The organism is Nostoc sphaeroides, assembly GCF_003443655.1.
GTDB classification, from domain to species: Bacteria; Cyanobacteriota; Cyanobacteriia; order Cyanobacteriales; family Nostocaceae; genus Nostoc; species Nostoc sphaeroides.
Window position 1 is genome coordinate 3,810,656 of record NZ_CP031941.1, and the last position, 18,000, is coordinate 3,828,655.

The 18,000-nt window shown below is 42.4% G+C and carries 15 protein-coding genes; 8 read left to right on the forward strand and 7 right to left on the reverse strand.

Annotated elements, in window-relative coordinates; translation table 11 throughout:
- Nucleotides 1-199: 199 nt before the first annotated feature.
- The 3 genes from D1367_RS16790 to D1367_RS33100 all read left to right on the forward strand — a co-directional run bounded on the left by D1367_RS16790 (nucleotide 200) and on the right by D1367_RS33100 (nucleotide 1,722).
- Nucleotides 200-775 (forward strand): Uma2 family endonuclease, encoded by a 576-nt coding sequence (locus tag D1367_RS16790; protein ID WP_118167443.1) that lies wholly within the window; start codon nucleotides 200-202, stop codon nucleotides 773-775.
- 319 nt (nucleotides 776-1,094) lie between these two features.
- On the forward strand, nucleotides 1,095-1,310 hold the full coding sequence (locus D1367_RS16795) for a hypothetical protein (protein WP_118167444.1): 216 nt from the start codon (nucleotides 1,095-1,097) through the stop codon (nucleotides 1,308-1,310).
- Nucleotides 1,311-1,563: 253 nt separating this feature from the next.
- Nucleotides 1,564-1,722, forward strand: a complete 159-nt coding sequence (locus D1367_RS33100; protein ID WP_338042149.1) for a PIN domain-containing protein — start codon at nucleotides 1,564-1,566, stop codon at nucleotides 1,720-1,722.
- A 28-nt stretch (nucleotides 1,723-1,750) separates the two neighbouring features.
- On the opposite strand, the gene D1367_RS32820 is transcribed toward D1367_RS33100, so the two are convergent.
- The 4 genes from D1367_RS32820 to crtR form a co-directional block, all read right to left on the reverse strand.
- Complete coding sequence (locus tag D1367_RS32820) at nucleotides 1,751-1,876, reverse strand: hypothetical protein (protein ID WP_267255661.1); 126 nt, start codon at nucleotides 1,874-1,876, stop codon at nucleotides 1,751-1,753.
- A 47-nt stretch (nucleotides 1,877-1,923) separates the two neighbouring features.
- Nucleotides 1,924-2,289: a hypothetical protein gene (locus D1367_RS16805; protein ID WP_118167445.1), complete on the reverse strand. Its 366-nt coding sequence runs from the start codon at nucleotides 2,287-2,289 to the stop codon at nucleotides 1,924-1,926.
- Between the two features lie 130 nt (nucleotides 2,290-2,419).
- The gene (locus tag D1367_RS16810) at nucleotides 2,420-2,668 is read right to left on the reverse strand and encodes a papain fold toxin domain-containing protein (RefSeq protein ID WP_118167446.1); all 249 of its coding nucleotides are present in this window, start codon (nucleotides 2,666-2,668) and stop codon (nucleotides 2,420-2,422) included.
- 261 nt (nucleotides 2,669-2,929) lie between these two features.
- Complete coding sequence (gene crtR, locus D1367_RS16815; RefSeq protein WP_118171532.1) at nucleotides 2,930-3,820, reverse strand: beta-carotene hydroxylase; 891 nt, start codon at nucleotides 3,818-3,820, stop codon at nucleotides 2,930-2,932.
- Between the two features lie 380 nt (nucleotides 3,821-4,200).
- On the opposite strand from crtR, the gene pyk reads away from it, so the two are divergent.
- On the forward strand, nucleotides 4,201-5,970 hold the full coding sequence (pyk, locus tag D1367_RS16820) for a pyruvate kinase (protein WP_118167447.1): 1,770 nt from the start codon (nucleotides 4,201-4,203) through the stop codon (nucleotides 5,968-5,970).
- A 128-nt stretch (nucleotides 5,971-6,098) separates the two neighbouring features.
- Here the strand turns inward: pyk and D1367_RS16830 are convergent, their stop codons facing one another.
- Together D1367_RS16830 and D1367_RS16835 are read right to left on the reverse strand one after the other, a co-directional pair.
- Nucleotides 6,099-7,880, reverse strand: coding sequence for a M61 family metallopeptidase (locus D1367_RS16830; RefSeq protein WP_118167449.1), 1,782 nt, complete (start codon nucleotides 7,878-7,880; stop codon nucleotides 6,099-6,101).
- Nucleotides 7,881-7,963: 83 nt separating this feature from the next.
- On the reverse strand, nucleotides 7,964-9,556 hold the full coding sequence (locus D1367_RS16835; RefSeq protein ID WP_118167450.1) for a cellulase family glycosylhydrolase: 1,593 nt from the start codon (nucleotides 9,554-9,556) through the stop codon (nucleotides 7,964-7,966).
- A gap of 604 nt (nucleotides 9,557-10,160) precedes the next feature.
- Between D1367_RS16835 and D1367_RS16840 the strand changes: the two genes are divergently transcribed.
- Nucleotides 10,161-10,955, forward strand: coding sequence for a hypothetical protein (locus D1367_RS16840; protein ID WP_225892215.1), 795 nt, complete (start codon nucleotides 10,161-10,163; stop codon nucleotides 10,953-10,955).
- Between the two features lie 350 nt (nucleotides 10,956-11,305).
- On the opposite strand, the gene D1367_RS16845 is transcribed toward D1367_RS16840, so the two are convergent.
- Nucleotides 11,306-12,121 (reverse strand): hypothetical protein, encoded by an 816-nt coding sequence (locus D1367_RS16845; protein WP_228674831.1) that lies wholly within the window; start codon nucleotides 12,119-12,121, stop codon nucleotides 11,306-11,308.
- A 308-nt stretch (nucleotides 12,122-12,429) separates the two neighbouring features.
- Between D1367_RS16845 and D1367_RS16850 the strand changes: the two genes are divergently transcribed.
- From D1367_RS16850 to D1367_RS16860, 3 genes are read left to right on the forward strand one after another with little or no spacing between them, the layout of a single operon-like run.
- Nucleotides 12,430-14,193, forward strand: coding sequence for a porin (locus tag D1367_RS16850; protein WP_323808696.1), 1,764 nt, complete (start codon nucleotides 12,430-12,432; stop codon nucleotides 14,191-14,193).
- Entirely contained in the window at nucleotides 14,190-16,547 is a 2,358-nt protein-coding gene (locus D1367_RS16855; RefSeq protein ID WP_118167452.1) for a tetratricopeptide repeat protein, read from the forward strand. Before D1367_RS16850 ends, D1367_RS16855 begins: the two co-directional genes overlap by 4 nt.
- A gap of 57 nt (nucleotides 16,548-16,604) precedes the next feature.
- Nucleotides 16,605-17,843, forward strand: a complete 1,239-nt coding sequence (locus tag D1367_RS16860) for a family 8 glycosyl hydrolase (RefSeq protein ID WP_225892213.1) — start codon at nucleotides 16,605-16,607, stop codon at nucleotides 17,841-17,843.
- Nucleotides 17,844-18,000: the final 157 nt, after the last annotated feature.

Sequence of the window (18,000 nt, forward strand, 5' to 3'; positions counted from 1 at the left end):
TAAAAGTGCGATGCCTACGGTGGGCTGCGCCTACGCACTCTTTGACCGATAGCCTCTTTAAGTTATAATAAATTTTTTCAACAATAAATATGAGTCCCATAGATTAAAATTTATGTAGGAAGTAACTACAAGCTAATGTGCAATTACTCATGATTTTTTGAGTACTATCTCAAAAAAACCTTTATTTAAAAGTTGCGCGATGACACAGACAACTACAGAGCGTCTATACTCTTTTGAAGAATATCTCGCTTATAACGATGGTACTGATAGCCGTTATGAACTGGTGGATGGGAAACTAGAACGCATGAATCCACCAACTTTTAGACATTTACTAATTTCTGACTTTATTCAGGATAACTTTAAGGCAGAAATCAATCGCTTGAGTTTACCTTGGCTATGCTTTAGAGAAGCGGGCGTGAGAACGGGATGGCGAAAGTCAAGATTGCCTGATGTTTATGTTGTAAAGGCTGAACAGGTAATGGGATTACTTGATGAATCTGCTGTTTGTCAGTCTGCGCCGATATTAGTAGTAGAAGTTGTCAGCCCTGATTCAATAAAACGCGATTATCGATATAAGCGTTCTGAATATGCAGCGTTAGAGATTCCTGAATATTGGATTGTAGATCCAATAGAGTCAAAAATTACGATTTTATTGTTGTCAGAAGGATTGTACGAGGAAAAAGAGTTTAGCGGGAGTCAGCAAATTGTATCTGTAACTTTCCCGGAAATTGCACTTACAGTTGAACAAGTTTTGTCTGCGGGTAATGTTGGTTAGAAAATAAACCATCCCTTCTGCTAGTTATGACAAGATCGTAAAACTCTGGGCTTACTTAAATAACCTAGAGGATTTAATTGGATACAGTTGTGCTAAGTTACGTGGTTATTTATAGTCACCCAATGTAAGCGATCGCACTTTCGGGAAACTTTCGAGGCGATCGCTTTGAGAATTTATTTTTATATAGCGATCCGATTTCATTTATGAAATTATTTGCGTAGTAAGGCAACAGTCAAGAAGCCTCTTTGAGTTATACTGAAATTTTTCAAAAATCAAATATGATTCCTATAGGTTAAAGTTTATGTAAGAGGTAAGCTATATGTTAAAAACAATTCAAGGAATTTATAAAAATGGCAAAATTGAATTAGCTGAAACACCAGAAGGTATCACTGAAAGTTTAGTGTTTGTCACCTTCTTAGAAACTAAACCCAGCCAATGGCCAGAAATAATCATGCAATATTCAGGTATAAAAGAAAGTATTATCTTTGAATCATATCGAGAGGAACTGATACCACCGAACGAAATAGAACTTTAATTATGTATGGGTTATTTACTGGATACTTGCGTTATTAGTGATTTTGTCAAAGGAGAAGAAAACACCCTCAAGCGAATAAAGTTCATCTCCCCCTACGGAAATTTTTGTTTCATCTTTAACAGTTATGGAGGTGAAATATGGATTAGCTATAAACCCACAACGTGCTGTTAAAATCCAATCAATTATTGAAATATTATTAGGTTAAATTACAATTTTACCTTTTGATTCAAAAGAAGCAGAACAAGCAGCCCACATCAGAAGCTTTCTTAAATTAGCTGGTTCACCTATTGGTGCTTATGATGTACTTGTAGCAGCCATCGCAGTAATCAATAATCATATTGTGGTAACATCTAATGTCCGAGAATTTCAAAGAGTACCTAACTTGCAAATCGAAAATTGGCGTTCTGTGTGAGTTTAATTACTGCGATCGCTTGCATACATCACCAACCAAAATTACTGATTGGGCTTTGTTTAGAGAGCGATCGCCTACCTGATTTACTTCCATTGATACCCAGCGTTGGCAGTATCTTAGCAGCGATCGCTCCAGGTGTGGTTATTGAAATCAAAGATTTGTGTAGAGTTCTTGCACTAAAGCATCCATTTCAAGCTTCTTTTAATCTTGGGTTCCTGAAACCATTATCAAATTATTCGTTGTATTCGGTTGAACTTCTCTAGGATGTTCTGTTTGAATGAATTCATCAAACAATTTGAAAAACTGATCTAGTGCAGTGTGTTCATCTTGGGAAAAAAATAAAATAATCTGATCCCAAGTCTGATTGGAAGTTAAATTAAATCTCTGCTGAATCCAGGTTTGAAATTCTGAGAATTGCTGTTCTTGAGGTGTTTGAGGGATTCCTATCTGGCGACGAGCAAAGCAGTAACCTGCTAGAAAAGTGCGGAGATTGGATATAGAAGCTCGTCCCAAATACATGGCAGGACGTTTCCGTATATTGTGGATTAGGTCATACAAATCAACCATCTGTCCCTCTTGCTTAAAATTCGGTTTCGGTGATTTGGAAATTGCCGCCTAAATCTAGAGCAGGGCAGTATAGATTATTAATCCAGTCTACTCTGGAAATTCCTTCAGGATGGATGTTGTCAAAAATGAGTTATTGCCCATTAATTTCAACGGCGATCGCTTCATGTCGCCCATTAATGGAGATGTTTTGTCGGAGGTGTTCATGGTAAATATTGCAGAAAGGATCTTCTGTGCTACCCGTAAATAGACTAACCTGTTTACCAGAAATGTTTTGATTAATCAGGAATTGACGCAGTACAATAGCACAAGAAACACATTGAAAAACTTGGAATTGTGAAGCGATCGCGCTCAGTTGACTGTGAAGGCTAGCCTTGCTCATGATCTACTTTTGTCAAAACAATTCAAAATTCAAAATTATCAATTCAAAATTAATACCCCACGCATAAATGCGGGGGCTTGAATATTGATACTACGTGTTTTATTTTTTTTCATAATTGAAATTAGGGGCTTGTATCCCTTTAGGTATCAATTCAAAATTTATAACAATTTATTTTGAATTTTGAATTTTGAATTTTGAATTCAAAAAGTGGTCAATTTCCCAGTGCTAGCCATTAGTGGGCGATCGCTGTATACAATAACTCTATTCTTTTTGATGATGAAACCGAATTCCTAGAAAGATGTCGTAAACAAATTCAAAAAAGTCCTTTTTCTGTAACAATCCTGAAGTTTGATAACATCCTTTTTCATCTAACAGAGGCTTCATAACATAATATGCAGGCTGATAATTATACCAAGGAATAGAAGGCCACAAATGATGAATTAAGTGGTAATTCTGTCCCATAATCAGAATATTGAGAACTGGATTAGGGTAGACGCGAGCATTTTTCCAGCGATCGCGCTCCGCAAAAGGACGATGGGGCAAATAGTCAAAAAATAATCCCAGTGCTATCCCCACCACAAAAGCTGGTATAAACCAAAAATTCAGAATGTAACCTAAAAAGTGGTATTGCACTGATATATAAACAATTACACCGACAATTAAGCGGCTGATAAACCATTCCAATAGCTCATATTTCCGCCACAGTCGCCGTTGAAAGAAAAATACCTCGTGGTACAAAAACCGCACTGCAATTAGCCACAGTGGGCCACCCGTAGAAACATAATGATCTGGGTCGTCCTTGGGATGGTTGACATGGCCATGATGCTGTAAATGCACCCGCGTAAACACTGGAAAAGCAAAAGCTAGCATCAACGCACTGCCATGCCCTAACATCGCATTCATTACCCGGTTGCGATGAGCGGATTGGTGACAAGCGTCGTGAATAACCGTCCCAGCACAATGCAAGGCAATAGTGTTAACGCTAAAGCAGAGCCAGTGCGGCCATTCCCAAAGCCAGTAACCAAAGTTAGATAACACCAGCATTGCTACAGCTACCAAAAACAGCAGTAGCGTGGGATTAAAATCACCAGGAGGCGCTAAAAATTCCTTCGGCGGGATTGTCAGTGGCTTTCGTGCCTCCGATGTGATCATCTCTAACATTGACTCCTTCTTAATCAAACATTACGAATATACGATAAATATTAGGGAAGAATAAAGTTTTATAACCTTTTGTATAGCAATATTTATTTACAGCTTTGCATATTCAGTAGATGAATAACGCTATGATTCAAGACTTGAGGTAATCTTTACTGATAAGTGGGGTATGGCGATTGGCAAAAAGTTGATGGGATAAACTCTTTCGTTGGGAGGATGGATACAAGATTGATGTACTATATCTAGTCTATCCCACAGCCCATACTCTCCTATAAGCCCTCTCTAACTGCTTATATTTATTGGTATAGCAGTGACTGAAAAGGAGATGCAACTTAAGTTACGATGACTTCCCAGATAGCTCCCTCACTTCAGCCCCTATGCAATTAAGAGATTCTCTGCGCCGGACAAAAATTGTCGCTACTATTGGCCCCGCCACTAGCAGTCCTGAAATGCTTAAGGCGATTATTGAAGCGGGAGCCACGACGCTGCGGCTAAACTTCTCCCACGGAACTCATGCCGACCATCAACGTAGTATTCGCTTAATTCGGCAAACCGCCTTTGAACTAAATCAACCAGTGGCTATTCTCCAAGACTTGCAGGGCCCAAAAATTCGCTTGGGTAAGTTTGACAACGGGGCTATAGTTTTAGCAAAAGGCGATCGCTTCACCTTGACAAATCGTCCAGTTGTAGGTACGCAGGAGATTAGTTGCGTTACCTACGATTATTTAGCCGAAGAAGTCCCAGTTGGAGCAAAAATCCTGCTTGATGATGGACGAGTAGAAATGGTTGTGCAGGAGATTAACCGGGACAAAGGTGATTTGCATTGTCGGATCACCGTGCCTGGAAAACTTTCTAACAACAAAGGCGTAAACTTTCCTGGCGTTTACCTGTCAATTAAGGCAATGACCGACAAAGACCGAGAGGATCTGATGTTTGGTCTAGATCAAGGTGTAGATTGGGTGGCACTTTCCTTTGTCCGCAATCCCCAGGACATGATCGAAATTAAAGAACTAATTTCCAGTACAGGCAAGCAAGTGCCAGTGATTGCCAAAATTGAAAAGCACGAGGCCATTGAACAAATGGAGGCAGTTCTGGCTTTGTGTGATGGCGTAATGGTTGCCAGAGGTGACTTAGGGGTAGAATTGCCAGCTGAAGATGTTCCGGTACTCCAAAAGCGGCTAATTGCTACAGCAAATCGCTTGGGAATTCCCATCATCACCGCCACCCAAATGTTAGACAGCATGGTGAGCAATCCCCGTCCCACTCGTGCTGAAGTATCGGATGTAGCAAATGCGATTTTAGACGGCACGGACGCCGTAATGCTCTCCAATGAAACTGCTGTGGGTAGCTTCCCAGTAGAAGCAGTGGCGACGATGGCACGAATTGCCGAGCGGATGGAGCAGGAAGAATCCCAACATTTAAACTTACGTTCTTTAAAAGATGCCCGACGCTCCATTCCCAATGCTATTAGTCAAGCTGTAGGTCAAATTGCCGAACAACTAGGTGCAGCAGCAATCATGACCCTAACGCAAACGGGGGCAACAGCTCGCAATGTCTCTAAGTTTCGTCCTCGTACACCGATTTTGGCAGTGACACCCCATGTAAATGTGGCGCGGCAGCTACAAATGGTCTGGGGAGTAAAACCCCTGTTGGTGCTAGGATTACCTTCCACTGGTCAGACATTTCAAGCTGCGATCAACGTGGCTCAGGAACTTCAGTTATTGTCCCAAGGAGATTTAGTAGTGATGACGGCTGGCACACTCCAGGGAATTTCCGGCTCCACAGATTTGATTAAGGTAGAGGTAGTAACGGCAATATTAGGTCACGGAATTGGACTGGGACAAGGTTCAGTGAGTGGTCGCGCAAGGGTGGCTAATACTGGTATGGATGTTAGTAACTTTAATCCTGGAGACATATTAGTTGCACCCCGCACTAGTGCCGATTTCGTCGAGGCAATTCGGAAAGCTGCCGGGATTATTACTGAAGAGGAAAGTCTTACAAGTCACGCAGCCGTCATTGGCTTGCGTCTCGGTGTACCAGTGATTGTCGGCGTGAAGCAGGCAACGCAAGCGATCCGGGATGGGGCGATTATAACCCTGGATCTGCAACGGGGTTTGATTTACTCAGGGGCGGTGAGAACGGCTTAGAAGTGGGGAGTGGGGAATGGGGAATGGGGAATGGGAAGAGACAAGGAAGAAACTTGTTCAATAATTCTCCCTTGTCTCCCTTGTCCCCCTTTTCCCTACTCCCTACTCCCCACTCCCCAATTACTTTATCAAACAGTTGCGATCGCTACCCCAAGCCATCCAGCAAAGTTTTGCTGTTGTGTGGAGTTAGGATGCTCAACAGGCTTTACCTGATACCGAGTTGGATGTGGTGAGGCGAGGATGATGGAATAAGTACGGAGTTCGTCTTGGTGGAAAACTGCGACTTCAATTTTATCATTTGGTTGGTAATCTTTCAGGCGATCGCTTAAACTATTCCCCGTTACCTTAATCCCATCAATTGCTAACAACTCATCACCTGCATCAATTCCCCCCATTTGTGCAGGTGAACCAGTTTCCACAAACTTAATAATCTCCCGCCCATTCTCTGTATTTATTCTCACACCTAAGTAAGGTTCTTCCTGCTGATCGGCTACCAACTGCAAGCCAAAGGGTTCTAAATACTGATTCAAGGGCAAATCGTCAGTGCCATCAATGTAGCGTTTAAAGAAATCAGTCAAATCGATTCCAGCTACAGATTCTATAACTTCCTGCAACTGTTCTGGGGTATAGCCAATTTCATCTTTCCCAAATTGCTGCCACATTTTCAGCATCACGTCATCGAGGGAGCGCTGATTGTCGTGAGTAGAGCGAATCAGTAAATCCAGCAATAACGATACCATTTCTCCCTTTAAATAGTAGGAAATTTGGGAATTACCGCTATTGGCATCCGGGCGATATAGTTTTATCCAGGCATCAAAACTCGACTCAGAAACGGGTTGTACCTTGCGCCCCGGTGTCATTTCATATCTGGTAATTTCTTTGCCCAAATTATTCAAATACGATTGAACATCATAAATTCCTGCCCGCAAAGGAATTAACAAGTCATAGTAACTAGTAGTACCTTCACAAAACCATAATGATGGTGTGTAATTTTCTTGGTCGTAATCAAAAACCTCTAATGCTTTTGGGCGAATTCGCTTGACATTCCACAAGTGAAAGAACTCGTGTGCTACCAATTGGATAAAGCGATTGTACTTATCTTGAGCGCGAAATCCAAAACGCTGGTAAATTAATGAACAAGAGTCTTTATGCTCCAAACCGCCAAAAGCTTGGCTAAATAAATGTAGTAGAAACACGTATCGTTCATAAGGCAAACCGCCGAACATCTGTGCTTCTACCTGAATAATTTTTTGAATATCAGCAATCATCTGCTGGGCTTGGAAATTTCCTTGCCCCCAGATTGCCAGTTCATGGGGTTTTCCCAAAACCTCAAAATTATACAATTGGTGGCGACCAATCTCAAAGGGAGTATCAACAAGAGTATCAAAATCGCCAGCTAAGAAAGTATTTGTTTCCTCACCAACGGGTGGCAAGGCAGTAGTTACCTGCCATTCCGGGCGTGGTGGTACGATAGTGACGCGAATGGGTTGCTTGTCCCAGCCCGGTATTCTAAAAAATAGTGCCGCACCGTTGAAATAACCGTGGGTAGCATCTAAGTGATTTGTCCGTACCGATAGCTCATTCGCAAAAACGCGGTAACGTACAGTTAATTCTGAAACACCCTTTTTATCTACCTGCCAGTGATTTTTACTGATCTTCCGCCAAGGTAAAGGCTTATCCTCTGCAAAAGCCTCAAAATCCTGTAAATTCTTGGCGTATTCCCGGACTAAGTAGGAACCGGGTGTCCACACGGGTAGTTTTAAATCGAGAATCGGCGAGTGGTAATCGACAAGGTTTAGAGTCACCTCAAACAGATGGGTTTCTGGTTGGGACATTGCCACCAGGTAATGAATCGTTGGCCCGGTTTCCCGAACATAGATATCAGGACGAGTTGCTGTTGCTTCAGTCATCTTGTGTGATGAGTTAATACTCAATGGTTAATGGGATTGGTGATTTCTCCTATCATGACAAATTCGCCTTTTAACTTTTGACTTCAAATCGAAACGGCGGCTATTTGCTGCGGCTGGTAGTCAGAGCCAAGTTTGTTGGCACAAAACCCAGTATCCCGTACTTGATTTGGTTCAATTGTTTTTCCCCAGTCCAAAGGAGCCACTACATACTGTATCGCTCCTTGCTGCTTAAAATCTGCGTTCCAAAAGTTATTAATCTTAGCTTGATTCATCTTAAATGCCAGTTGCCAGTTATTAACCTTGGTATTACCCTGATTTGTAATTTTGAAACTGACACAAAATCCAGTTTCCCAGTTGGAATTGATCTCAGTAGTGACTTTTAGTTGAGCAGTAGTAGTAGATGGGGAGACAGAAGGAGTTGGAGTTGGAGTTGGAGAGACAGAAGGAGTTGGAGTTGGGGAGACAGGAGGATTACTCGGTTGAACTGGCGGTTGAACTTGTACCAGTGGGAGCAGTTGGGACAGTAATTGCTGCTTGGGTAGATCAACACTTTGCCAATCATCTAATAAAATTCCGCCTGTATCAGTACTATTAGGATTCCAACTCCAGTAAGTAAAGCTCAAGTTATTTTTTTGAATGTATTTCACCAACTCATTTTGCCAAATTCCCTCTTTGGAATTTAAGTCTACTTGCCGTCCCCCAAACTCCCCAATCAAGATGGGAGCAATATTCTGACTAGCGATATAGTTAAATCCTATTTGCCAGCGATCAATTAGATTGTTAGGAAAGTTAGAGTCATAAAAGTAAGGCTGATTGTAGACCCCAGCGCCGTACTCATGAGGAGAATAGACTAGCTTATTAGAACGAGACAAACGTACCGGGTAGTTTTTTACACCTTCTAAATTTCCACCATACCAATGCTGTGGCAGTTGTTGACCGGGGACATTCTTTTCCACTCCTTCAACGACAATTAGCCAATTAGGATTAACGCCCAGAATCGCATTGCCTGCACGTTCTGCTGCTAGTCGCCAGTCAGTACTTATATTGTTATCACCCCAGCTAGCTTTCCCGTGAGGTTCATTTTTTAAGTCTGCGCCAATCACGTTAGTTTGATTCTTGTAGCGGATTGCTAACATTGTCCAAGTATCGATCCAGTCTGCTTCGGTAAAGCCGTCTCCATACCACAATTCTGGAATTTGCTGGTCGTTGAGGCGGTGGCTGTCGAGCAGGATTAGCAATCCTTGACGTTCCGCTTCCTGAATAACTAAGTCCATTACCTCCAAGGGGGTTCTACCTTGAAGTTCTGTGTTGCTGCCAATTCCAAAGTCAATGCCACTTACATTAAGCGATCGCAATGCTGCCACAGAATAAGGTAACCGGATGACGTTATATCCTAAGCTTTTAATCTGTGCCAGCATTTCTTTATAATCTCGTTTCCATAATCCGTGAGGAGCGTGCGTATCAGTTTCCATACCAAACCAATTCACACCTCTGAGCAATATAACCTTGCCTTTGGCATCCACAATGGTTCTACCAATTGTTGAAAGTGGTAGCTCTATTGGCGTCGCAGCCCTAGAACTATCTAAGTGAATACTAGCAGGTGATTTAGTCAGGATAACTACTAAAAACACTACTAGACTTAGAGAAAATATCAGTAATTGCTTATGTAATTTCAATGTTCTTGGTTTATTTTGATCGACAACTTACATAATTTTACTTTTATAGGAGAAAAATGTCTAAGATAAATCCGCAAAAAAATAAGTAGTGATTTCTACTGTTAATGAAGATTCACAGAATCTTTACGTAAAAAGTATTTTTGTAAACATGATTTTTAGCCAACAATAAACATTTGTAATTTACACACACTTTATTTATGCTACATCTGGTTTATTACTTAATTAACCTTCCATGCGTCTGACCATCCTAATAATATTAGAGCAATATTTAGCTACTATTGTTTCTGTATCCGCAAAAATTGGATAGTGGAAGTCGATAACGCTAAAAACTTTAACTGTCAATACGTATAAACTTGCATCTAGGTTTTGCATTTCCATTTATATAATTTGCATCGGTTGCTTAATTTACAAAAAATTTACGTAATTTACTGAGTTCTTCATGAGTTTTCTATTGAAAATATTTTGTATAGAGAATAATTTAGATACTAAGGCAGTACACATATTGAGTCACCGCAAAAACTCTATACAAGCTAGAAGTTATAAGCGGTAATTAGATTTGCTGCAATCTACCCATAGTCTTTTCTTTTACAAAAGCTTTCTGAATATGACACTTTCTGCGCTGCAAAAATTTTTACTACCACCTGCGATCGCTTCTCTAAGTGTATTTTCTTTAATGTCATTTCCCCTTGCGACACTAGGCGATAAACAAATTGCTATCAAATTCCAGGAAGAACCTATTTTTTATGGCAAGCTTAGAGATATTGCTATTCCTTATGTAGTTTTTGCAACTGCACTTAGTATAGGGTCTGGAATTTCAGCACTCGCTTTCTGTGGTTGGCGAAATTCTTCTTCCAAATCAGCGAAAATTCAGCAGGAATTATCTAATCTAGAGCAACACCTACAGCAAAAAGAGACATTACTAAAAGAATGGCAAGTTTCCGAGCCTCGGCTGCAAATTTCTGGATTGAGCGCTTTTTTAGATGACGAGGTATCTTTTGACCAAGCTCTCAGTTCAAAAAACTCTGCAATAACTGCATCTCAACCTATTGGAGCGCAACCCCCGACGCAGGTACACGCACAACCAATAAATCCTGTACCAAAGGTTGCAACTCAAAAAAATACCACTATGAAAGATATTGCTGCTACTTCTGCGTTTGCATCTGCCCAAACTTTCCTTGGCTATGCTCAAGAAAATCCCAACAGTATCAAAGAAATTGCTGCTGGTGAAGTGAATCAAACAGCAATTAGTCCATCAGAATTTGAAGAGTTGCAAAAACAAATTAAAGAGATGATGCTACAGATGGAAGCAATGCAGGAGAATTTGCAACTGTCTCAATCAACAAATGCTGAGGTAGAATCCCCAGCTAAATTTCAGATTTACTATAATACTGTCCTTTAAAATCTACTGAAATTAATGCCCACTGAATTGGTGGTTATTGGGTAATTAATATCTGGATGCCAGCGCTCATATTGAGGCTGGTATTCCAGTTTTTATATATCAAAAAGAGAGCGATGGAAGGCTAGTGGTCTGTCCCATTAATTTTGCTGGGTTGTAGAGACGCGAAATTTCGCGTCTTTACAGGGTTTTGGTAACAAACTAATCAATCAGAATTAATAAGACAGAGCACTAGTGTTCTGTCCCATTAATATTGCGGGGCTGCTAGATCCCCGACAACTTCCGCGAAGTCGGGGATCTGAACACCAAGGGAGAGAGTTCTGTAACGACTCAACTGAGAACCACTATAATTCTTACCTGAGAAACTCTGAAGGAGTCAGATAGGCATCCGTTTGCCTATTTTTAATCGGTGGAGGTAAGGTACTTTTAGAAGCTATAGATTGCGGCGGGATTTGATATCGGTTTCCCCAACCACCATTCAAGTCTTCCGGTTGGGGACGAGGTGGTATTGTTTTCCCCGTAGGTAGGGCTACTGTTAAGGTTTGGCTAACTTGTAAATATTTTTCACCTTCGTTAGTAAAGCGAATCAACTTGCTTTCAAGCTTTTCAAGCTTGAAAAGCTGTTGATTTTCTAACTTTAACTTTTGAGAGTTTTGATTATCTGGCTGTTCCGACTGAGTAGCAGGATCGAAAATAGCTACAAATGTAACGCCACCTTCTGGAAACAGTCGTATTTGTGCTGGATTTGCTTGCCAGACTTCTTGGAAACTACCATCGGGTGAAACTTGCCACAGATTCAGCGCAGCCTCCCATTGTCCCTGTTTCACTTCCACAATTTGACGAGCCAGAATTGAACGGTTAATCTTCGTGTCTGAATTCAGTAAAGCTTCTGTTTGTCCTGATACTGGACGCAAATAACGCACAGCGGCCACTGTAATCTTGCTAGACTCGGGCAGATTGGTACTACCGACGACATTGTATATACCTTTACTTGATATAGGTTGTACATCTCCAATTTTCATCTCTACTTTTTCTTGTGCTTTTTGAACACAGCCGTAACTGCCAGCTAAAAGCATTAGGCAAATGGCTGCCTGGAGATTAGTAGGAGATAAAGCTTTTAATTTAGTCAAAATAGTCTTTAAATCAAGATTTTGCATGATAAAAGGCATTTTATTTGGTTTATTTGCAAATAGCTCAGGTTTTTATCTATTATGCCCAATTTATTTTTTAAAATAACAAGTTTTATGGACTCTTAATCAATTAATTGAAAATTGCAAATTTTATGAAATCTAGTGGTTAATACTCATTTACTTTGCTAAAGTAGCGACATTGAATAACCTAAATATGTAGTTGTTACCCAACTAGGCTGATGAGGCAAACAGTACTCGATTGTTATAAATTTACTTTTCCAAGCCAGTACCACAAGGTTTATCCATTGCTTTGTACTGTCGCCGTCTCGATTTGCTGGGTACTGGCAGTGAGCGAAAAATCTTCAGCTCAAGTCAACCCATCTCAGCTAAAGACTAGCGACTACCAATTGGGTTTAGCAGAACCGCTACCAGTGCCTAAATTACCCGTCAATAAGGGTCAATCTCAGTCAGGGTGGCAAACATTGCCTTCTGCACGCATAACGACTGGTGTAGCAGTTGCACCGATCGCTAATCCAGTGTTGAAAGTTGTAGAACCCAAACCAGCCAACGATCTCCAACAAATGGAGAGTGTCTTTATTCAGCAGCAGGTAACTGGAAAAGCCCCGGCAGCAGCACGTAGTTCTGTTGCACCACGAGTGGCAGCAGGTGGAGATACTTCTAACCTGAATTTAGGATTGCAGGGACAGATGAATGGCTCGGAGCTACCAAGTAGTTCAGCCCCACTGCCACCACTCGCCAACTTGCCTGAAACACCAGAATCAACTGCACCAGCAGCACCAACTTTTAATCAACTACTCAGTTCTCAAACGGCCCCCCTGTCAACACTTCCCAACTCGGCTGCAACGCAAGAATTCACTGCACCAGGAGTAGCACCAACTTTTAATCAACTACTCAGTTCTCAAACAGCCCCCCTGCCACCACTTCCCAACTTGCCTGCAACCCCAGAATCAACTGCACCAGGAGCAGCACCAACTTTTAATCAACAATTACCCAATCCACAGACAACACCATCATTTCTTAATACGACTCCCACTCCAAGCACAGCAGTGCCAGTTACCCCATCAATAACTACTCAACAACGCCGCCAGCTTACTAGCAGTAGTTTAAGGGAACCCTCTTTACAATTCCAAGGAGTTTATATTACCCAAGGCGGCGACACCTCAGCGCGGGCGAGAGTTAGCGGAGTCTATCCACTGTCTCCTCAAGCTTTGATTGGGGCAACTCTGGACTTAACAAGCCAAGGGAGCAACCGCAACTTCGATGACTCTCGAAACGATGGTTTGAACGTCAACGAGCTTTATTTGGCGACTTCACTAGCAGGAGTACCTAATCTGCGGTTTGTGATCGGTCAAATAGATTTAACGTCTTATTTCGATCGCAACAGCTTTGCTAAAGATGGAGCTAGTCAATTCTTTAATCCGGTGTTTCAAACTAACCCAGCACTGGCGGCGACAGGGATTAGTTCCCGCACTGGTTTGTTAACCGATTGGAGTATCACCGACAATATTGAAGCCAAAGCAGCAGTCTTTTCATCAGCAGATAAAATCGGTGACTTTTCTTTAGATGGATTTGCTGGCGAAATCGGCGTCCGTTACGGGAATGCAATTATTCGTGGTACTTATGCTAGCGATCGCGACGCTGGTGTTAATGATAGCTTCCTTGAAAGCTATAGCATTGCCAGAGGTAACAATCAATTTGGCCCTGATAAAAACGATCGCGAAGAAGCATACGGCCTCAATGCCGAAGTCTTTATTCCCAATCTGAAATTAGGTTTGTTTGGGCGCTATGGTCGCTACGAAAACCGCACTTTAGGAGAGGGTGCAAATACTTACGTCTTGGGAGCTAGTTTTGTGGATCTGTTTACCCCAGATGACCGGGTAGGAATAGCTTATGGACGCGCTCTCTCTAACGATCAGCTACGTCGTGGAAATAGTCCCGATGTATTAGAAATGTTCTATGATTTTAAATTTCTTGACAATCTACGGCTAGGCTTGTCGGTTCAAGCGCGTGATGATTTCTCAGAAACAGTTTTCGGTATCAGAGTGAAATCAGAATTTGGTATCACTCCCAGAGGGAGAATTACTCAATGAATCAAAACAATATAGATAAAAAGCAAAAGGGAAAAGGTAAAAAAATTAAATATCGTTCTCTTTTTACTTGTTCATTTTTCCTTTTTACTTACTTGCTAACTGTGCCACCTTTGGGCAGCATTGCCGAAGCTCAAGCACAGAGCTTATCAGCATCGGCACAAAAGGGTTTTGCATTCTTAAAAAAAGGCTTCATTAATGATGCGATCGCAGCCTTCCAGCAAGCCCTCAAAACTCAACCGCAATCTTCGCAAGTTAGGTTAGGATTAGCGATCGCTTATCGCAAAGCCGGACGTATTCCCGAAGCTTGGACTGCTTATCAACAAGTACTGGCGGTAGACTCCAACAACCAACTAGCGTTAAAGGCGGTTGGTCTATTGGCTACTTATCGTCCTGAGTGGAACTTAAAAGGAATTGAGGCTCTAACAACTTTATTAGAGTTAAATCCTAATGACTCAGAAGGTCGTGGTTCCCGTGCCCTACTCTACTCTTATCAAGGACGATTAAGCGAGTCTTTGGCAGACTACCAAATCGTGCTGAACAACAATCCCACACCAAAGGCAGTCGTTGATGCAGCCCAAACTTATAGTTACAGTGGGGATTTTCCGAAAGCACTGGAGTTGTTTAACCGTTACCGCTCCACTGGCAAAGCCATTACAGAGTATGCAGCCCTAGCCTACGGTCGCACCTTACGAGAAACAGGCAATCCTGGAGGGGCAGTACAGGTGTTAGAAGCGCAGTTGCAGCGCTCCAATAAACTTGACGAGATAGGGTTTGAAACCCGTAAAGAACTAGCTGTAGCATACCTTGCCAATCAACAACAAGCTCAAGCATTGGCGGTTTTGGATGTATTACAAGGAAGGCCAGATGCGATTTTGCCCTTAGCGCGATCGCTCAATGAAATTCGCAAGTACACCAATAACCCCACTCTCACCCAGCAAGTTTTCAATCTCTACCGTCAAGCACTGCAAACCGATCCCAACCCTTCCCCCAAACTACTGCGCGAAGTCGCTGATGTCTTTAGTGGGTTCCCCGAAGGACGACAAACAGCACTGCAACTGTATCGACGGGTGGCGTTAGAATTTCCCAACGATCAAAGTCTGGTGGTACAGCAATTAGCTTTGGAAAATCAGCTAGGTTTACTCGGTAAAAATGACTTGAAACAGCGTTTGACTACTGCAATCCAATCAACGCCGAGCGATCGCGTCCAGTTGCAACAGCTAGCTAATGCTTTAGTGAACATTGATGTTCCCGACCCAGAATTTTTACCTGTGTACCAAAATCTTTTACAAATGGGGGTTAACGTACCGTTTTTGAATTTCCGGGTGGCGCAGATGTATGTGCAGCGCCAAGAGTTGAATGGTGCAAGGCAAGCTTTGGCAGCTTACACAGCTACCAGAGCAGGTGCTAAAGACCTCGCGCCCCAATTACTAGCAGCAGAAATTGAGCGTCGTGAGGGTAATCTCGAAGCTAGCGCTCAACGTTACCAAGCTGTGATTGCTAGTAAGCCAAATAATAGCGATATTATTGATGCTGCTTTAGGCGGACTGGCTGGAATACGACTGCAACAAAAGCGTTTTGATGAGGCTGTGACAGTTTATGACCAATTAATAGCTCGCAATCCTCAAAATTTGTCGATTCAACTAGGGCGTGCTAGTATCGCCTATCAAGCCAAGCGGATCTCCCAACCAGAAGCAGAGGCAGTTCTCAACAATTGGTTAGCTACACAACCTGCAACCAATACTCCTCCAGAACTATACAGTTTGATAGGAGCGCTGCCTACTGATCCGCAAAAAGAAGCTTTGTATAGTTATCTGGTAGAAACTGACCCTACTTCCATACCACTACAACTGCGCCTATTACAGGTGATAGCAAAACGCAATCCTGCCCAAGCACAAGCGCGGATGAAGCAGTTGATTGCCCGTATTCCCAACACTTCTGACTCATACCAGTTGCAGGCAGAGTTGGCTCGATCTGTAGGTGATCTGAATTTGGCTAGCAGTACCTATCAGAATATTTTGGCGCAGCAACCAGATAACATCGATGCCTTAGCGGCTTTGGGCGGAATTCGCTTTGAACAGCGCCGCTTTGAATCGGCACAGGAGATTTATGCTCAAGTGTTGGCACAAAAACCAGAAGACAAAGGCACACGCCGCGCCCTTGCTGGATTGAATGCAATTTTAGATCAGCCTTTGACAGCACTGGCACAGCTAGAACAACTGCAATTAGAAGCAGCCGCAGAAGGAGGAAACGATAGCGATGCATCTCGCCAAATACAGCAAATCCAAACAGACTTTCTGCTACGACGAGGATTTCAACCCCCTTGGGAAGATTATCAACGTCGAAACAGAAATTAGCGATCGCTTAAATCTTTTACAAATCAAACTGTTCTTAGGATGTGGCACTTCCCAAAAATGGCAGCTATTACCTGCCTGATTGGTTTATCTGCCTGTGTCTCTAGTTACTCGGCAGCAAACCCCAAAACGCCGGATGAGCAAATTCCGGTGGCAAACGTCCCCACTGAAGGTAGTAGTCAAAATCTCACTGGATTATTAGCTGAACTTCCTAAATCTACGCCCAACCGGGAATTACTAGCCCAAAGTTGGGATAGCTACCGCCAAAGATTTATTCAGTCAGATGGGCGGGTGATTGATTACGAAGCAAGCGATCGCTCAACTAGTGAAGGTCAAGCTTATGCTTTACTACGAGCAGTACTGATTAATGATCCAACAACTTTTGCCCTGACTTTAAACTGGTCGGAAAATAACCTCCAGCGCCAAGCATCTGGTAAACGCACAGATAGCTTGTGGGCTTGGAAGTGGGGACGAAGGGAAGATGGTAACTGGGGTGTCATCGACATCAACTTTGCTAGTGATGCAGATATAGATACGATTACTGCCCTGATTTTAGCATCACGGCGTTGGAATAGTCCCGAATACCTGGAACTGGCAAAAGTTAAACTGCAAGATTTGTGGAACTTGTCCACCATCTCAAAAACCCAAGGTAAGCGCTACCTGTTACCAGGGCCCGTAGCTGCATTTGTCCCGGATGCATCTACCCTTTACCTGAATCCCTCTTATTTTGCACCCTATGCTTTTCGCATCTTTGCACAAGTTGACCCCCAACATGATTGGTTGAGTTTGGTAGACAGCAGCTATCAAGTGCTAGAAAATTCCGCAAAGCTTTCTAGCGTAGGTTTACCCAGTGATTGGGTAGCTCTAAATACCAAAACAGGACAATACCAAACCCTACCAGCATCTAGTACTCTGAAGAGTTTGTATAGTTTTGATTCCTATCGAGTCTGGTGGCGTTTGTCGTTGGATGCTGCCTGGTTCAACTCACCCCAAGCGCAGCGCTATCTAGTGACATCCACTCAGCATCTGCAAAAACTGTGGAGTAAAAAATCTATACCAGCACGCATTGATCTTCAAGGGAAACCATTAGTGGATTACGAAGCTACATCACAATACGCTATGTTGTATGCCGCCATGCAGGTAGTGAAACCAGCGATCGCTCAAGAACTGCTTGTGAAAAAAATACTGCCTCAATACAAGCAGGGAATTTGGGGAGATCAATCTGCTTATTATACCGAGAATTTAGCTTGGTTAGGATTACTACCTCCAAAGGCAATTCCTCAGCGACTGCTTAAATAACATCCCCTGACGCTGAGTTAGGGTACAAGCTTCCCAAATACCTTTTACTACCGCCAGACTGACTCCCGTTGATTTTTTAAAAAAATCCGATGGGATGATTTTCAAGTTCTAAAAGCAACAAAATACTTGTGCTTTTTACGTAAAAACTTTGAGTAAA